19 protein-coding genes and 1 pseudogene are annotated in these 16,443 nt (G+C 46.2%); 9 read left to right on the top strand and 11 right to left on the bottom strand.

Annotated features, from left to right (window positions below; translation table 11 throughout):
- Window positions 1-119: 119 nt before the first annotated feature.
- Both D791_RS21305 and D791_RS18740 read left to right on the top strand, forming a co-directional pair.
- On the top strand, window positions 120-596 hold the full coding sequence (locus D791_RS21305; protein WP_036507151.1) for a prepilin-type N-terminal cleavage/methylation domain-containing protein: 477 nt from the start codon (window positions 120-122) through the stop codon (window positions 594-596).
- A gap of 10 nt (window positions 597-606) precedes the next feature.
- Window positions 607-3,381: an EAL domain-containing protein gene (locus D791_RS18740; RefSeq protein WP_051513988.1), complete on the top strand. Its 2,775-nt coding sequence runs from the start codon at window positions 607-609 to the stop codon at window positions 3,379-3,381.
- A gap of 457 nt (window positions 3,382-3,838) precedes the next feature.
- Here D791_RS18740 and D791_RS21640 read toward each other — a convergent pair.
- Window positions 3,839-4,536, bottom strand: a pseudogene (locus D791_RS21640) (YihY family inner membrane protein); the annotation flags it as partial.
- Between the two features lie 133 nt (window positions 4,537-4,669).
- Between D791_RS21640 and arsC the strand changes: the two are divergent.
- From arsC to D791_RS02325, 4 genes are read left to right on the top strand one after another with little or no spacing between them, the layout of a single operon-like run.
- Window positions 4,670-5,023 carry an arsenate reductase (glutaredoxin) gene (gene arsC, locus D791_RS02340; RefSeq protein ID WP_036507150.1) on the top strand — a complete coding sequence of 118 codons (354 nt, stop codon included), beginning with the start codon at window positions 4,670-4,672 and terminating at the stop codon, window positions 5,021-5,023.
- Window positions 5,020-5,622 carry an NAD(P)H:quinone oxidoreductase gene (gene wrbA / locus D791_RS02335; protein ID WP_036507148.1) on the top strand — a complete coding sequence of 201 codons (603 nt, stop codon included), beginning with the start codon at window positions 5,020-5,022 and terminating at the stop codon, window positions 5,620-5,622. Before arsC ends, wrbA begins: the two co-directional genes overlap by 4 nt.
- The gene (locus D791_RS02330) at window positions 5,619-5,987 is read left to right on the top strand and encodes a DUF2069 domain-containing protein (RefSeq protein ID WP_036507145.1); all 369 of its coding nucleotides are present in this window, start codon (window positions 5,619-5,621) and stop codon (window positions 5,985-5,987) included. Before wrbA ends, D791_RS02330 begins: the two co-directional genes overlap by 4 nt.
- A gap of 41 nt (window positions 5,988-6,028) precedes the next feature.
- Window positions 6,029-7,009 (top strand): nucleoid-associated protein, encoded by a 981-nt coding sequence (locus tag D791_RS02325; RefSeq protein ID WP_036507143.1) that lies wholly within the window; start codon window positions 6,029-6,031, stop codon window positions 7,007-7,009.
- Window positions 7,010-7,015: 6 nt separating this feature from the next.
- Here the strand turns inward: D791_RS02325 and mtgA are convergent, their stop codons facing one another.
- A complete protein-coding gene (gene mtgA / locus D791_RS02320; protein ID WP_036507141.1) occupies window positions 7,016-7,714 on the bottom strand; it encodes a monofunctional biosynthetic peptidoglycan transglycosylase in 699 nt (232 codons plus the stop codon).
- A 93-nt stretch (window positions 7,715-7,807) separates the two neighbouring features.
- Between mtgA and D791_RS02315 the strand changes: the two genes are divergently transcribed.
- A complete protein-coding gene (locus tag D791_RS02315) occupies window positions 7,808-8,005 on the top strand; it encodes a cation transporter (RefSeq protein WP_036507139.1) in 198 nt (65 codons plus the stop codon).
- Between the two features lie 48 nt (window positions 8,006-8,053).
- Here D791_RS02315 and mqo read toward each other — a convergent pair whose 3' ends face one another.
- From mqo to D791_RS02280, 7 genes are all read right to left on the bottom strand, one after another.
- Window positions 8,054-9,544, bottom strand: coding sequence for a malate dehydrogenase (quinone) (mqo, locus tag D791_RS02310; RefSeq protein WP_036507138.1), 1,491 nt, complete (start codon window positions 9,542-9,544; stop codon window positions 8,054-8,056).
- A gap of 266 nt (window positions 9,545-9,810) precedes the next feature.
- Window positions 9,811-10,275: a hypothetical protein gene (locus tag D791_RS02305; protein WP_157682208.1), complete on the bottom strand. Its 465-nt coding sequence runs from the start codon at window positions 10,273-10,275 to the stop codon at window positions 9,811-9,813.
- 80 nt (window positions 10,276-10,355) lie between these two features.
- On the bottom strand, window positions 10,356-10,892 hold the full coding sequence (locus D791_RS02300) for a hypothetical protein (protein WP_036507136.1): 537 nt from the start codon (window positions 10,890-10,892) through the stop codon (window positions 10,356-10,358).
- Window positions 10,879-11,103 carry a hypothetical protein gene (locus tag D791_RS02295; RefSeq protein ID WP_157682205.1) on the bottom strand — a complete coding sequence of 75 codons (225 nt, stop codon included), beginning with the start codon at window positions 11,101-11,103 and terminating at the stop codon, window positions 10,879-10,881. The genes D791_RS02300 and D791_RS02295 overlap by 14 nt, the downstream gene beginning before the upstream one ends.
- A gap of 258 nt (window positions 11,104-11,361) precedes the next feature.
- Window positions 11,362-11,757, bottom strand: a complete 396-nt coding sequence (locus D791_RS02290) for a DNA-deoxyinosine glycosylase (RefSeq protein ID WP_157682203.1) — start codon at window positions 11,755-11,757, stop codon at window positions 11,362-11,364.
- Between the two features lie 9 nt (window positions 11,758-11,766).
- Complete coding sequence (locus D791_RS02285) at window positions 11,767-12,387, bottom strand: LysE family translocator (RefSeq protein WP_036507134.1); 621 nt, start codon at window positions 12,385-12,387, stop codon at window positions 11,767-11,769.
- 65 nt (window positions 12,388-12,452) lie between these two features.
- The gene (locus D791_RS02280) at window positions 12,453-13,721 is read right to left on the bottom strand and encodes a DEAD/DEAH box helicase (RefSeq protein ID WP_036507132.1); all 1,269 of its coding nucleotides are present in this window, start codon (window positions 13,719-13,721) and stop codon (window positions 12,453-12,455) included.
- Between the two features lie 169 nt (window positions 13,722-13,890).
- Between D791_RS02280 and D791_RS02275 the strand changes: the two genes are divergently transcribed.
- Entirely contained in the window at window positions 13,891-14,826 is a 936-nt protein-coding gene (locus D791_RS02275; protein ID WP_036507130.1) for a 2-hydroxyacid dehydrogenase, read from the top strand.
- A 30-nt stretch (window positions 14,827-14,856) separates the two neighbouring features.
- Here D791_RS02275 and D791_RS02270 read toward each other — a convergent pair whose 3' ends face one another.
- Window positions 14,857-15,387, bottom strand: coding sequence for a GNAT family N-acetyltransferase (locus D791_RS02270; protein WP_036507128.1), 531 nt, complete (start codon window positions 15,385-15,387; stop codon window positions 14,857-14,859).
- Between the two features lie 133 nt (window positions 15,388-15,520).
- On the opposite strand from D791_RS02270, the gene D791_RS02265 reads away from it, so the two are divergent.
- On the top strand, window positions 15,521-16,066 hold the full coding sequence (locus tag D791_RS02265; protein ID WP_036507126.1) for a YaeQ family protein: 546 nt from the start codon (window positions 15,521-15,523) through the stop codon (window positions 16,064-16,066).
- 13 nt (window positions 16,067-16,079) lie between these two features.
- Here the strand turns inward: D791_RS02265 and D791_RS02260 are convergent, their stop codons facing one another.
- On the bottom strand, window positions 16,080-16,421 hold the full coding sequence (locus D791_RS02260; RefSeq protein WP_036507124.1) for a zinc ribbon domain-containing protein YjdM: 342 nt from the start codon (window positions 16,419-16,421) through the stop codon (window positions 16,080-16,082).
- Window positions 16,422-16,443: the final 22 nt, after the last annotated feature.

Here is a 16,443-nt window from a genome sequence, read left to right as displayed (position 1 = left end):
AAGGGGCTTCCACTGTATCCTCTACCCTTTCCCTCTCAAGGTTTATTAAGACAGCCGATAGACAGAATGCTATACTGGTCGAAAAAGATTGTGGCCAATCAACGTTGGTGAGACGACTCATGACGCATTACAAGGCTTTTCTGCAAAAGCTAAAAGGATTTAGCCTAATTGAACTTCTAATCACGGTCGCGATCCTTGGTGTGTTAGCCTCTATTGCTATTCCCGGTTACCAACGATACAAAGAACGCGTTGATAATCATACGGCAATTACCGACCTACAGGTGATCAGCGCGGCGATTGAGCGTTACTATATTTTAAATCGTCAATTTCCTGGGTCTTTAAACCAGCTCAATTTAAGCGGTGACCAATTACAAGACCCTTGGGGTGCCCCCTATCAATATCTTGACGTCACGATTCAAACCAACAAAGGCAAGGTAAGAAAGGATAAGAATTTGGTACCAATCAATAATGATTTTGATTTATATAGTATGGGTAAAGATGGTCGCTCTGCATCGCCGTTAACCTCTGCGCTCAGCCGTGATGATATTATCAGGGCCAACAATGGTAATTTTTATGGTTTAGCGAGCGACTATTGATAATTAGCCTATGAGAATTGAGCTTTCTTCTTTAAAAAGCCGAGTGGCACGTCGCCTCTTTAGAATGTTTTTCTTTATTATTCTGGTGCCAATCATATTTATTGCCGTGGGCTCTTTTTATAAAGTCAGTGGCCTCATTTTTACTGAGCACCATCATCACTTACAACGTGCAACGAAAGAGTATGGGCTGGGTATTTTTAGACGCTTGAGCTATGCATACGATCTTTTACTCAACGCCAGCCAACATACACAGGACCTCAACCACATTCAACCTGAATATCTTCACTTACTCCAAACGTATTTTTCAAACTATGCAGTCGCCCAAAATGAACAGATTATTTGGCAACACAACACCGATGCAGACACTCTGGATTGGCAGAGCCTACTTCAATATACGCCAAACAGTGGAGTGTTCACTCTTCAAAGTAATCACTCCAGCGTCAAACGCGTTTTTATAACTCTAGCAACACAGGAGTCACGCTGGCTTGCAGAATTAGATCCAGTCTACTTGTGGCCTGAAGCGGAATTAAGCGCCTTTGAAGAGCTGTGTGTGATTGGTGCAGACTCAGTTATTATATTTTGCTCCTCACCCTTAAGCGAAGACACGATAGCCTTATTACTTAAAGCATCACCTCAAACACCCGTTCACTGGATAGACGATCATTCTGAAAAAATGATCTCCGCCTCTTGGTCTTTATTTATGCGCTATCAATTTGCTCAAGATGACTGGCGTATCATCATCAGCAAGCCTGAAAACGTATTTATGAAAAGCGTGAATGATTTCAGGCAGTCCTTCCTTCCCGCTATCTTGTTGATTTTTTTACTTGTGGTGTTTGTTAGCCTCTATATGGTACGCCGGCATTTAAAGCCCGTTGAGGCGCTGATTAAAGGCACTAAGTCCTTATCAGAAAACAAACTGGACTATACCGTTCAAGTTGATACGGACGATGAGTATGAAGACCTCGCTCACTCGTTTAATCAAATGACTCAAAACTTAGCCTACGCATTTGAGTACAACACGGCTTTATTTAATATCAATCAAAAAATATTGCTCAATGAAAACCTATCGTCTTGTGCTCATCAGATCCTAAGCGAAATCGCTCGTTTCGCCACACCCTTGTACTCAGTCCTCTACATACTGAACAAACACAACCCGATTGTGGATCGATATTACACCTACGAATACTCAAATCAGACATTCAAGCAAATCAAACAATCGTCTTCCGAGATTCTGATGCAGTTTTCGTCCATTCTTCACAGCGAAGCCTGTATCGTCTCAAATGATGAGTTCAGTAAACTCATTCCCGATCTTACCAAAGCAGGAAACGGATATTCCCACTATTATCCATTACACCAAGATGGCCAATTAATTTCTTTTTTAGTTCTCAATCTTCCTAAAGCACAGCTGGATTTGCGCTTTACTGATTTTTTATCCCATTGCACCGTTGCCTTTAACGCGCTGCAACGGGGTAAACTATTAAGCTATCAAGCCTACTTTGACCGACTTACAGGTGTTTACAATCGTAGTTTTCTACAAGAACACGCACAAAAATCCCTAGCATTAACAGAAACTCAATCCTTTGCACTTTTATTTGTGGATCTCGATCGATTCAAAAACATAAACGATACATTAGGCCACTCGTTTGGCGATGAATTGCTGAAATCGGTTGCTAAACGCTTGATGGAACACCTTCCATCTCACGCATTTTTATCCCGCTTTGGTGGTGATGAGTTTATTCTGCTGATGCCGATCGCCACCCCCGCTGATGCGGAGGTCGTCGCACAAACCTGGCTTGCTATTATCGCTGAGCCATTTCAACTTCGAGGACGGATCGTCAACATTGGCGCCAGTATTGGTATTTCTCTGACGCCTGACCACACTCGCGAATATGAAGCGCTTTTAACCTGTGCAGACATGGCCATGTACGAAGCAAAAAGTCAGGGCCGTAATCGCTACTTCATGTACAGTGAAACCCTACACAACGAACTGGCGCGTCGCACTCAGCTCGAAACTTTCTTGCGTGAAGCGGTCAGTGAAGGGTATTTGTCCGTGTATTATCAACCCAAGGTCAACATCCAAGCGCGACATCTGTCTGGATTTGAAGCCTTAGCTCGCTTTCATCATCCACAAGAGGGGTTTATTCGCCCAGACCTGCTCTTTAAAATTGCGGAGGAGTCTGGACAAGTTCATGGTTTAGGTCTTGCCGTTATGCGTCAAGCCTTTGAACAACTCAAACAATGGCAAACACGCAATCTTTGGACAGGTCGCATGGCCATTAACGTATCGCCATTGCAACTGTCATCGCCTGACTTTGTTGCTCAGGTAGAGTCGTTAATGCACGAAACCGGCGTTAAGCCTGAGTTGATCGAATTAGAAATTACGGAAGGCGTTTTCATCGAAAATAATCATGAAGCAAAAGAACGCTTGGCGCATTTTCAAGCGCTCGGTATCACCATTGCGATGGACGACTTTGGTACGGGCTATTCATCCATGGCGTACATCACCCAACTGCCACTAAATAACCTAAAAATTGATAAAGCATTCGTCAGCAGTATCAAGGATGGCAATAAGCATGTGGGCATTATTAAGAGTATGATTCAGATAGGTCAGAACCTAGGCCTGAATGTAACGGCTGAAGGCGTCGAGACACCGGAGGAACTCCGTTTCTTAATCGAACACGGATGCCAGGATATCCAAGGCTACCTATACAGTAGGCCTCTAAGCGCACAAGACGCCGAGGCACTCCTGATCACACCTAATCTAGATGCCTTTTTTAAGCCTTAAACAGCTCACCAATGGGCACATCCAATGCGTCATGACGTGCGTCTGACAAGGTTTTTAAACGCTCGCCAAATGCTTTCTCCCACTGAACATCACTGGTTTGTGACATGGCATCAGGCAACGGCCAAGGCAAGAGTGACTGCAACTGATCCAGCGTAAAATGGCTTAAATCCCGTGCCAACACGTAATCTCCGCTTCGTGTTCTCTGAATAATACCTGCCTCCAGCAAAATAGGGATGTATTGATCCCAACGCTCTTGCGTCAACCCCGGCGTTTGTTGCAATAACCAAGTATCAGATCGAGTTTGACCTAATCTTTGCGCCAACCAAAGCTGATGCAAAACCCCCAGCACCGTGTATAAATGAGGCTCTCGTCGATTACGCTGAGTGATATGAAAGATCGTCAACGCTCGACTCAACTCAGCCCCCAACAAAATAATCACCCAACTGATAAAAATCCAAGCTAAAAACATCGGAACCGCCGCAAAAGCACCATATATCAGCTCATAAGATGGAAACTGCGTCACAAAAAATGCAAACCCTCGCTTCGCAACCTCAAACATCAACGCAGCGGCCACACCGCCTAAAAACGCATGCCGAATCGGTACTCGACAATTGGGAACGGCGGCATAGAGCAACATAAAGGCAATCGCTGAAAATACGATAGGGATGATTGAAAGAAAACGTGCACTGCCCACCACCTCCGTGGCACTGGTGTATAAAGCAAAGCCGTAATATAGGACGTGAGTAATAAACCAAACCCAATCAACAAGGGCCCTAAACTTAACACCGCCCAATACAACAAAAAGCTAGAAACGCCCTTACGCGGCTCGGTAACTCGCCAAATTCGATTGAGGGCTGCTTCGATATTTTTCATCATCATGATGGACGTAATCACCAGAAACACGATACCCACAGCCGTTAAACGCCGAGCCTGATCGGTGAAGTCTTTTAAGTACTCGTGAACCACCTCACCCGTTGCTGGCACAAAGTTTTCGAAAATCCATTGCTGCACCTGCTCCCCTGCCCCCTGAAAAGAAGGCACCGCCGCCAGCATCGAGTAGGAAACCGTGACCAAAGGCACCACGGCAAACAAGGTTGTGTAGGTCAAGGCCGATGCATTTAACACGCCTTGGTTCACAAAAAACTGCCGAACCATGTCTCTAAAAAAGAAAAAAAGGGTCATTGGAGTCATCACATTTACGTTCACTAAATTCACCTGTGAGTTGGTAACTGAAACAGAGCCATATACAATAGCCATAGCTTTTATTGAATGTAAGAAAAGGGACACTATGCCAGACATTATAATCTACCATAACCCACGCTGCTCAAAATCGCGAGAAGCGCTTAGCTTGCTCGAAAGCCGGGATCTTGTGCCGACCGTGTGCGACTACCAGAAAACCCCGTTAAATGCCGAGGAAATTCGTGACCTAGTAGGCAAACTGGGCATTCAGGTTAAAGATCTGTTGCGTAGCAAAGAGGCTGAGTTCAAAAGCGCAGGGCTGGATAGAGATGATGTGACTGACGAGCAGCGAATCCAAGCCATGGTTGAACTGCCAAAATTGATCGAACGGCCAATTGTGGTCGTAGGAGATCGTGCACGCATTGGGCGCCCACCTGAAGCGATTCTGGAGATTTTACCGTGACCCATCCTTATTTACTTGTTTTGTACTACAGCCGCCATGGTGCAACGAAAACCATGGCACAACAGATCGCTCGTGGTGCAGAACAAGCCGGGATTGAAGCCATGATTCGCACGGTGCCAAGTATATCGCCAGAGTCAGAGCAAACCATACCTGAAATACCAACGGAAGGCGCGCCCTATTGTACACTTGATGAGCTCAAACACTGCTCAGGTTTAGCCCTAGGCAGCCCGACACGCTTTGGCAATATGGCTGCCCCTTTAAAATACTTTTTAGACACAACCAGTAGTTTGTGGTTGTCCGGTGCCTTAATTAACAAGCCCGCAGGAGTTTTCACGTCGGCATCAACACTGCACGGTGGCCATGAGTCCACCCTGCTCAGTATGATGTTGCCGCTCTTGCACCATGGCATGCTCCTAACCGGAATTCCCTACAGCGTCTCTGAATTATCCACGACGCAATCAGGCGGTAGCCCCTATGGGGCCAGTCATCTTGCCAGCACCGACAGTCAACGCCCACTCGACAAAGATGAACGCGCACTCTGCCAAGCACTAGGCGCACGCTTAGGGCAACTGGCGCTTCAATTAAGGAATCCATCATGACGCTTGCACAAAAAGCGAATATTAGCCATAAAGTCACCCTTATTACCTATGCCAGCTTATTGCTGCTGTTTACCCTATGGTACTTGTGGTTGGCTCCTGCAAAAAGTGATCATCCCTGGGTTATCTGGCTTGTCCATGTTCTGCCATTGCTCGCTTTTTCACCTAAACTGATTCGTGGACATGCGCGCGCGCATGCGTGGTTTTGCTTTGTTTTACTTTTTTACTTTTTAGGTTCCGTACTGGCCACGCTGATGCCCTTAACACGCTGGCTGGGCTTAATCGAATCTATATTGTTGTGCATTTTATTTACCAGCTCCATGATGTTCGCACGTTGGCAAAGTCAACTTGATCGCGGACTGGTATAGTTCTTACTTTTTTGCTACAGCCTCCTGACTGGGATTCATCTATGCCTGTGACACACTTTATCATCCATTCCATTCAGAAAACGGATGATCAAACTGCAGCTAACTGCCACTTAGCCGAGACAGAACTGGCCTTGGAGCGCTTCGCGCCGTCTATCTTGAGTGAATTAAAACGCATTCAGGGCAGCCGTTCAGGGCGACAATACGGCTGCTTCAGTCAGGAAATCATGGGGATTCGGCCTTTGATTATGCAGTGGCGAGAAGGAAGCTTAGGCTTTTCGTCTTTAACTGCCCAACTGACCAAGCATCTGGGCTTACAGTTGGATAAAGGCAATGAGCTGCTCCAAGGCTATATTGTGTTTGTCAGTGAGACACTTGAGCGGGGTGATCGTCTTTTCATTTTTCATCTGCGCCCCTCGTCAGCCCTGCAGCTTTCACAAGACCTTTCACTGCACGAGACTGACTACATTGAATTTAGTGAGACGGGATTTGGCGTATGTCTCGATCTTTCGGCACTTGAGAACAATGAAGACAAGTATCTGACCATCAGTTTTGGTCGGAGTGAAAAAGGCGTAAAAGCGGTTGTATGTGAGTGGCTAGGCTATACAGATACTGTCGATAAGAAAGTTGAAACAGAGCAATTTTTATCGATTATCGAGCAATACTGCAATGCCCTACCCGATGAAGAAAGCGAGCCGATACGTGAGCGCGTTGTAGAATACTGCTTGGAGCAGGATAAAGCGGGTGAGCCCGTTGTGTTTAGCAACCTGTCGGAGGAGGTCAGTCCTGGCATAGACACGTTTTTGACTAAACACCAAGAAACACCGAAGACGGAGCTTATCCCGGATCGGAAGCAGCTTAAACAATATCTACGCTTTGCGGGTAAAAACAGCGACATCTCGATTAGTTTTGCCAGCAGCAGCTTAGGGAACATTGTTGAGTTTGATCCCAACCAAGAAGTCCTTATGATAAAGAACCTGCCTAAATCCTTGTTACAGCAGCTAAAAAAACTTCATGGGAATTAGTTAGGCTTACTCTGCTTCAAAACGCCTTAAGTAAGCACGCCCACCCAAGTTATTGATCTGTCGCTGGATAAACGCTTGTCGGCTGCGCATGTAAGCGGATGGGCGTTTAATATCGTAACGGGCAGGTGAAGGAAGCACTGCAGCCATTAAGGCTGCGTCCTGCACCGACACGTTAGGCAGTGGCTTCATAAGCAAATACTCGGTCGCCGCCCACACTCCAAACTCCTGTTTGCCAAATTGCGCAATATTTAAATAGACTTCTAGAATGCGCTCTTTTCCCCAGAATTGCTCAAGCACGATGGCAATCCCCCACTCCAAGACCTTGCGCACCTGACTGCGATCCCCCCATAAAAACAAATTTTTAGCCACTTGTTGAGTAATGGTGCTGCCACCACCGGCTGATCGCCCCTCACGGTAAGCCCTAATTGCGGCTTGAGTCGCCGCCACATCAATACCCCAGTGGTCTGGAAATTTTTGATCCTCAGACGCAATAACCGCCATTTTCAGCGTCCATGGAATGTCTTCATAGGGAACCCACTGGTATCGGGCAAACTCAATCTCTTCACTCCACAAGGCTTTCCAGTTGTGATGAAGCATAAATGCAGTTGTCGGGACAGGGAGCCACTTCAGCAGTACAACAATTGTTAAAAAAACACCCAATAAAATGACAGGCAATAAACACAGTATTTTTAAGGCTTTTTTCAAATGATCATCCTATACAAGTCACATAGATCGCGCTAAGGTTATTCCCAGTTTACCTTAAATTTATCGTAACCCAATACAAAGGAGACAACTTTAGTGGCTACTATCCAACTTGCTTTATTAGGACTGACCTGTGGAGGTTGCGTCAAAAAGGTCAAAGAAGCGCTTGAGCAGGTCAATGGCGTTGAGACAGTGCTTGTAGAATTAGACAGTGCTGAAATTAATGGAACTGCATCAACAGAAGACCTCATCGAGGCAATCGAAACGGCAGGCTTTGAAGCACAGATCAAATAAAATGATGAGTGATCTGTGCCAAGCCGGCCCAGATCACTCCTGATGGGTTTACAGTGTTGGATCGAGTTTTAACACAGACAAAGTGCGTGCTCTTACTTCACTCAGCAGCTCAGGCTCATCGCTGAGAACCTTGCCATAAGATGGGATCATGGCCTTTAAGGTTTGCTGCCAGGCATCTGTCGCTAATTGATCCTTATAGCAACGCTCAACGATGCTCAGCATCGCTTGCACGGCGGTAGAAGCACCTGGAGACGCACCTAAAAGCGCAGCAAGCGAGCCATCGGCAGAAATAATCACCTCTGTACCAAACTCCAGCTTACCTCCTCCAGCAGGATTCTTTTTAATAATTTGAACACGCTGCCCTGCAATCGACAATTCCCAGTCATCCTCTTCAACATCAGGAAAGAAGTTGCGCAAGGCTTTGACACGTGACTCATGAGACTGCAAAGACTCCGAAATCAAATAGCGAGTCAGGTCCATGTTATTGGCACCGACTGACATCATTGGGCCAATATTGCCAGGATTCACTGACTTGATCAGGTCCAAATACGAGCCATTTTTTAAGAACTTAGTCGTAAAGCCCGCGAAAGGTCCGAACAACAGCGATTTTTGACCGTTCATAATACGCGTGTCTAAGTGTGGAACCGACATCGGAGGCGCGCCAATGGGTGCCTTTCCGTATACCTTTGCCGCATGTTGCTCAACAATTTCTGGCTTGGTGCACACCAGCCACTGACCACTCACCGGAAAACCGCCGTAGCCCTTGCCTTCAGCGATTCCAGACTTCTGAAGCAAAGGCAGTGCACCGCCTCCCGCTCCCAAAAAGACAAACTTGGCGGTAATGGGGGTTAAGTGTTTATCGGCTTTATTCTTAACATTGACTAACCAACGTCCATCGGACTGCTTCGCTAAGGACTGAACATCATGACTGACCAGTAAGTCGAAGTCAGATTGTTTACCTAAATGCTCAACCATAAAACGGGTTAAAGCGCCGAAGTTAACATCCGATCCATAACGGACACGCGTTGCAGCAAATGGCTGAGAGGCGGGACGATTTTGCATCACCAACGGCATCCAACCACGAATGACCTCAGGGTCTTCGCTGTATTCCATGTCTTTAAACATGACATGGGATGACAGAGTTTCATAACGCTTACGCAAGAAATCGACATTTTCTTGACCCCACACAAAGCTGCAATGCGGAGCGGTGTTAATAAAATTAGATGGCTCTGGTAATGCCTGCTGTTCAACCAAATACGACCAGAACTGGAGACTCACTTCAAAAGCTGAGTTAATGGTAAAGGCTTTTGTTGTATCTATCGAACCATCGGCTTTTTTAGGCGTATAGTTCAACTCACAATAGGCCGCATGTCCAGTGCCCGCATTATTCCAACCATCGGTACTTTCTTGTGCAACGTGGTCAAGACGCTCAACCATGATGATTTTCAAGGATGGGTCGAGCTGTTTTAACAGCACCCCCAACGTTGAGCTCATGGCACCTGCCCCAACTAGCAACACATCGGCTGTTCTTGCGGTCATCTTGATCCTCACCCTAAGAAAATGAAAGTTAGAATTATACGGCCGCAACTGCAGCATTCAATCCACCAATAGTGGAATATGTCGACAATATTTCTATTTTAGGACAATTATTAATCAACAAGGGCAAAGCAATGAGGGTAATTGACTATCATCCACTGATTTCAGCGATGGTTAAAAACCCTGTATTTTTGGTGGATTAATAGAAAAAAAACCTCAAAAAGTACCGCACCATCCAAAAAGACACCACTCACTACGACAAGCGCGCCTTAAGCAAGTTGTTTACAACTCAGCTTAAGTGCTCCTGACCGATTAGGCTTACACCAAGTATTGAGATTGATCAGGGGGTCGCTGATCCAATTCATGACAGGAAAGCCATCGACAAGCTGATAGTTGTCTAGCTGTGTACCCCGCACAGCCAAATATTGATCAATTGGGGCAAGCTTTCGAAGGTACGCTAACGACTGATGAAACAGTTCACTGGCGGGATCTGCCCCTTTGTGATTCTTAGACGGCATATGACCAAACTTATTTATGTAATTAATAACACCACTATCAATAATGGCATAGTCACCGCGTAAACCTGCAATACGATTGGTTTGAATGGCCTCCTCCTTATCCGGATTGCGGATTAAAACACCCGTTGTTTCACTCCACTCTTTACTAGGATTGTCTTCCCACTCCCCGTCGGCACTCAAGCGCTTAGGCCCTACAAATTTTAAAGGGGCTCTCATTACGCAACCTTCATCAGCCAAAAACAAATCATTCAAATATCCCAAGACGGTAAAACGCATACTTTGCGAAAAGCCCTGAATCAACCTTCCGGTTTTGCATAGTTGCCGTAAGCCTTACAGTTGTCCTCTCGTAAACCATTCACACACACCGCAACGCGAACGAGCAGCTCGTAAGTTTTATCCAAACTGTAGGGTTCTGACATGATCAAGGGAGAGGTAGTCGGCTGCACCAGATCTTCGCTCAGCAATCTTAACCGCAATTGGTTTCCCTGACTGCGCAAGCCAATCCAATTGACGCTAAAAGGGGTTGCGTTATTAACGCGCTCAGGCGATATTCCTTCATTCGGAAAGCGAAGTACTTGATAGAAGGTCTCACGATCTAAGCGAGCAGACTCTAGCCAAGTTTCGGTTGGCGTGTCTTTTACGCGCAACCCACCCGTTAAGGTTTTTCGAAAAGGGTCTAAACTCGACGTTGTCGCCCAGTTTAAAAAATTACCACTCCAAAAAGGCCCAGGGCACAAATGCGATCTCGAATGAAAATCCGGGTAAAAATAGGTATCGCTTTCATCCATTCCATCGGCGTAGATATAGCACTTCTTGGCATCAAAATAGCTCATAGACTTTCGATTCTTCATATTCCTCTTGATACAGGCGCTGGACATCGGAAGGAAGATCAACAGGCGCCGAACTGATTTGCTTACTCAGAATATTTTCAATGATCAGTATTGGAGGCTGTGGTAAAAAGCGTTGAACATCAGCCGTCACCTGCTGGGCCGCCAGTAGCATCGCGATACCCGCAATCCAGACAAACGCGCGTTGCTTACTCATCCCATTTGCTTCCTTCATGCCGATAACGATCCTGTTCATTGCCATTTTAGCTTAGATATTAATGTACGACTGTTGTACTTGGGTTTACAAGGTACGTCCGCCAGCTCAATTTTATCAGCCGCTGCAACGGCCTTTATATAAACAGCAATAGACTTTTCCATTCGCTTAGTTTTTTCTCAAACGTCATGGATGCGTGCGCTGGACTGGTAGAAGGTAAACATTGAATATGAAGTGCCTCAAACCGATTATTCAGTATTTTTAATCGTTGCACTTCTCGCTAAAGTCTCGATACGCTTTATTGCCATTGCAAAAGACCGCTTGAATTCCAGGATAAGCATGAAAAAATTCAGCAAATGAATTCAGTTGCTGAGAGGATCTAACTATCGAAGAATCAAGACTGCCATTACGCTCACACTGCTGCAATACATCCCAAAGGGCAACCCCCGATGCGTTTAGCTTTTCCAGTCGCTCCGAATACTGTAAGGCTACATCAAACTGAAACAACGTGCTCATGATTGGCCAAAACGCATTTCTGGGATGAGCGTAATATTCCTGCGCAGTCAACGACGCTAGGCCCGGCATACTTCCCAGTATTAAAACCTTGGCACGCTCATCCACAACAGGGGCAAAACTTGAAACACGTCCCTCAACCAAACCCGTCTCCTAAAAAAACGCTAACCAAACACCCACTCCTACCATCAGAGAGCCAGCGATGCGATTCATTAAACGCACATTGTGAGTCTGCTGCAGGAACACGCGCATAGCTTTACCACCACTTGCATAAATCAACATACACAGCAGCTCTAATAAAACAATAATGCTCAGCAACACAACTAATTGAGGTGCCAGTGGTTGAGATGCCAAAATAAAGGGAGGTAAAAGTGCGGCATGGAATGCCCAGCCTTTAGGGTTAGCCACAGCTGTGACAAACCCTTGACTGAAGAGTTGAGCGGGCGAAACGGTTTGACGAACGCCGGCCGACTCTGGAATCGCCATGCGACCTTTGGAACGCCACATCTGGATGCCGACGTACCCCAAATACGCACCACCGATCCACTTAAAAAACTGAAAAAAGCCAGGATAGGCCAACATCAGTGTCGCCACACCCATCACGGCTAAAAGCGCAACCAACGCAACCCCTAGCATCTCCCCCCACATCATCCATAACGTGCGACGAACCCCAAGGGTGATGCCTAGGGTCATAGCTAGCGTCATACACATACCAGGGGTAATGGAAACAAAGAAAAATGTTGGAACAAACACTGACAAAAGAGCCAGGCTCATAAGGCACCTAAATGATCAAATATCGAGAGGCACCACTATAGTCTTAGCCCCTCTCGACTTCAATATTATCTTGCCTTAGGTTTATGTCCTGATGCCACAAACCCCGAACGCTGACCATCTGCATGGCCTTTAACGGGTTTTTTAGGACGACGATTATGATTGTGTTTTGGCTTAGTGGTGGCTGTCTCTTCTGGAACCAGATTAACAGGTTCGAAACCGGGTACTTGCCTTCTTTCAATCGTCTGACGCGTCACTTTTTCAATTGCGTGCAAAAGCTTCAAATCATCGGCACACACCAGTGAGACCGCGTGGCCAGAAGCACCTGCGCGTCCAGTACGTCCTATGCGATGAACATAATCCTCAGGTACATGCGGGAGTTCAAAGTTAACCACTTGCGGCAGCTGATCAATATCCAACCCTCGTGCGGCAATATCGGTCGCCACTAATGCACGTATACTGCCGGACTTGAAATCGGCTAAGGCTTTTGTGCGTGCACCTTGACTTTTATTGCCATGAATAGCCGACGCCGATATTCCTTCCGCATTCAAGTGAGCGGTCAACTTATTCGCACCATGCTTGGTTTTGGTAAAAACCAACACCTGCTGCCAATCCCCTTCTTGAATCAGGAGGGTCAACAGCGCCGCTTTACGCTTTTTATCGACAGGCGAGACCCATTGAGTCACCGTCGGTGCTGTTGCATTACTGGGTGTAACTGAGACTTCGACCGGATTATTGAGAAACTGCTTTGCTAAGGCTCGAATCTCTGTCGAGAAGGTCGCCGAAAACATTAAGGTTTGACGCTGCCTTGGCAACACTGCCATAATTTTTTTAATGTCGTTAATAAACCCCATATCCAACATACGATCCGCTTCATCCAGGACCAGAGTCTCTAATCCATTGAAGCGTATTGCGTTTTGTTGATACAGATCCAGCAAACGTCCTGGAGTTGCTACCAATACATCAACCCCTCTGCGCAACGCGACCATTTGAGGGTTAATTTTCACGCCTCCAAAGACAACCGCAGACCGCAAACGAAGGTGCTTGCTGTAAAGGGTCACACTTTCACCCACTTGAGCGGCCAGTTCACGCGTGGGTGTCAAAATCAAAACCCGCGCATGGTTCGGCTTTGCCGATTCCCCATTGAGCAGTTTTTCTAAAATCGGTAAGGTAAATCCAGCTGTTTTACCTGTGCCCGTTTGAGCAGCCGCCATTAAATCTCTACCGGCGAGGACTTGAGGTATGGCTTGGATTTGAATCGGTGAAGGCGTATCGTAACCCTGCTCCGCCACAGCAGTCAGAATAGGGGCGGACAACCCCAAGGAGGCAAAACTCATTCAATCATCTCTTTTTTATCACATCGGATAGATTAGGGCCGCCAAATCGACGGCAGTGAAGCTTACAGGAATCCCCTCATAAGCGCACTCTTTATTCCGGCAAGGAATTGGTTCAGAATGATTTTCAATCCGATGCTCCGTAAAACCTAAAGAATAAGCTAGGCAACCTATGAAGATTATTTTTGTCTCTCAAGACCCGAAACCCGAGCGCTGGACCTCGTTATTAAGTGCTCTGATTCCAAACGCTAAAATCGAAGCTTGGTCAATTGATACGGCCATGGGCGATGCTGACTATGCCGTTGTCTGGCAGCCACCTGATGCACTGTTTACACTGGAACCCAATCTTAGAGCTCTGTTTAATTTGGGTGCAGGGGTCGATGCCTTATTAAAATCCCCCGCGCTTCCAGACACACTTCCAATTTATAGACTCGAAGATGCTGGAATGTCATCGCAAATGGCCGAGTACGCAGTCCATTTTGTGACCGAATTTAGTCGTGATATGGGCACTTACCGCCAACAGTCCACAAACCAAGTCTGGAAAACGCTGCCTCCCATCCGCAAAGAGCAATGGCCTATCGGAATACTGGGCTATGGTAAAATAGGCTCAGCCGTTGCACAGGTGCTTTCGAGCTTAGAATACCCCGTCGCGACCTGGGTCAGACAAGCGCGAGAATCCGACGTCAACACTATTGAGATGTTTTGTGGAAGCGAAAATCTGAACCCTTTTTTAAATCGATCACGTATTCTGATCAACACACTGCCCTTAACGGATTCAACTGAGAACCTACTCAACTACACAAGACTCGCCCAACTTAAAGAGCACGCGATTCTGATGAACGTGGGGCGTGGAGAACATTTGGTCGACGAGGACTTACTCCTCGCGCTTCAAGAAGGCCGCATTCAGCATGCGATATTGGATGTTTTTCGCCAAGAACCCTTACCCGCACAACATCCTTTCTGGGGACATGAAAAGATTACGATTACACCTCATGTGTCGGCCAGAACACTCAGGGACAGTACGGTTGCTCAAATTGCTGAAAAAATCATTAAACTCGAAGCGGGCCAGGATATTTCAGGGTGTGTGGATCGGCGTAGGGGTTACTGACCTTAGGCACACCGCTCAAGTATCAACGCGTTAATAAACGGGATCGTCTTCTGGCTTGAGCGGTGTATCAAGGATTCGTTGATAAAAGACCAAATCCAACCACTCGCCAAATTTAAAACCGGTTTGACGTAGGCACCCTGACATCTGAAAGCCAAGCGCTTCATGGAGCTGAATACTCGCATGATTAGTCGCATCGATTGCGCCAATTAATGTATGGTAATCGTTCTTTTGCGCACGTTCGATAATCTCCGTGAGCAAGCGCCTAGCCACTCCTTGTCGTTGGTGGTTTTGACTGACATAGACGGAGTGTTCAAGCGTGTACTTAAAGGCTGGAAAAGCTCTGAACGATCCATAGGAAGCAAATCCGGCCAATTCGCCTGCATCTGTCATCAAGCCAATCACCGGATAGTTTCCACCTTGTTTGGCCACAAACCAGTCCTCTAACTGTTGTTCCGTTCTCGGTTTATATTCATACAAAGCCGTGGTGTGCAAAATGGCATGATTAAAAATGGTCAGAATAGCGGCTCCGTGTGTTTCGTAATCACAATCGACTAACTGCATTATCAAGGCTTCCGATCAATCTATGCGAGGAATATTGCAAAAGCCTATCATAAATCAAGTCCATACAGGTCAAAACTTGCGTCCAGAAAAGGCTCAGGTAGACTAAGCACATTCTTCAGCATTCAGGTTATGTATGGCGACTAAAGCTACCGTTTACAAAGTGCAACTTCAGATTGCCGACATGGACAGGCATTATTATCAGGATCATTCGTTAACAGTCGCTCAGCATCCGTCTGAAACTGAAGAGCGTTTAATGGTTCGTGTCTTAGCCTTTATTTTAAACGCATCTGAAACCTTGCATTTTTCAAAAGGGTTAAGCGATGAAGGAGAGCCCGAGCTTTGGGATAAAAGCCTAAACGGGGATATAAATCTCTGGGTTGAGTTCGGTCAAAGTGACGAAAAATGGCTGCGCAAAGCAAGTGGCCGAGCAAAGCACGTCAAGCTTTATGCCTATGGAGGACGTAGCGTTCCCAACTGGTGGAAACAAATTCAGTCATCCTTAACGAGATACAACAACTTACAAGTGTGGGAAATACCAGAAGAACAAGTAAACGCACTGGCTCTTCTGGCCGCTCGAAATCTGCAGTTGCAATGCAATATTAGTGATAAACAAATTTGGCTATCAAACTCAAGCGACAGTTTGATGATTGAGCCGGTGTTACTAAAAGACTTTTCGTAATGCTTAGCTCAAATCAGATCTTTTTGACAAACTCTGATTTGAGCTTCATCGGACCGATTCCATCGATTTTACAATCAATGTCGTGATCGCCATCAACCAGGCGAATACTCTTAACTTTGGTGCCAACCTTTACCACTAAAGAGGATCCTTTGACTTTCAAATCCTTAATAACGGTTACCGAGTCACCGTCAACCAGGGTGTTACCATTGGCATCACGATACACCTTAGCCGTTTCATTTTGATCAAGCTCCGCTGTCGCTGACCACTCATGTGCACACTCAGGACACACAAACATTGACGCGTCTTCGTAGGTGTATTCTGAACCACAACTTGGACAATTCGGTAAATCTGACATTTTTCTACCTTGTAAAAATTAA

It is taken from the genome of Nitrincola nitratireducens (assembly GCF_000585235.1).
Taxonomy (GTDB): Bacteria; Pseudomonadota; Gammaproteobacteria; order Pseudomonadales; family Balneatricaceae; genus Nitrincola; species Nitrincola alkalisediminis.
The sequence above is the reverse complement of the archived record's forward strand: the minus strand, read 5'-3'. Positions and strand labels throughout refer to the sequence as shown.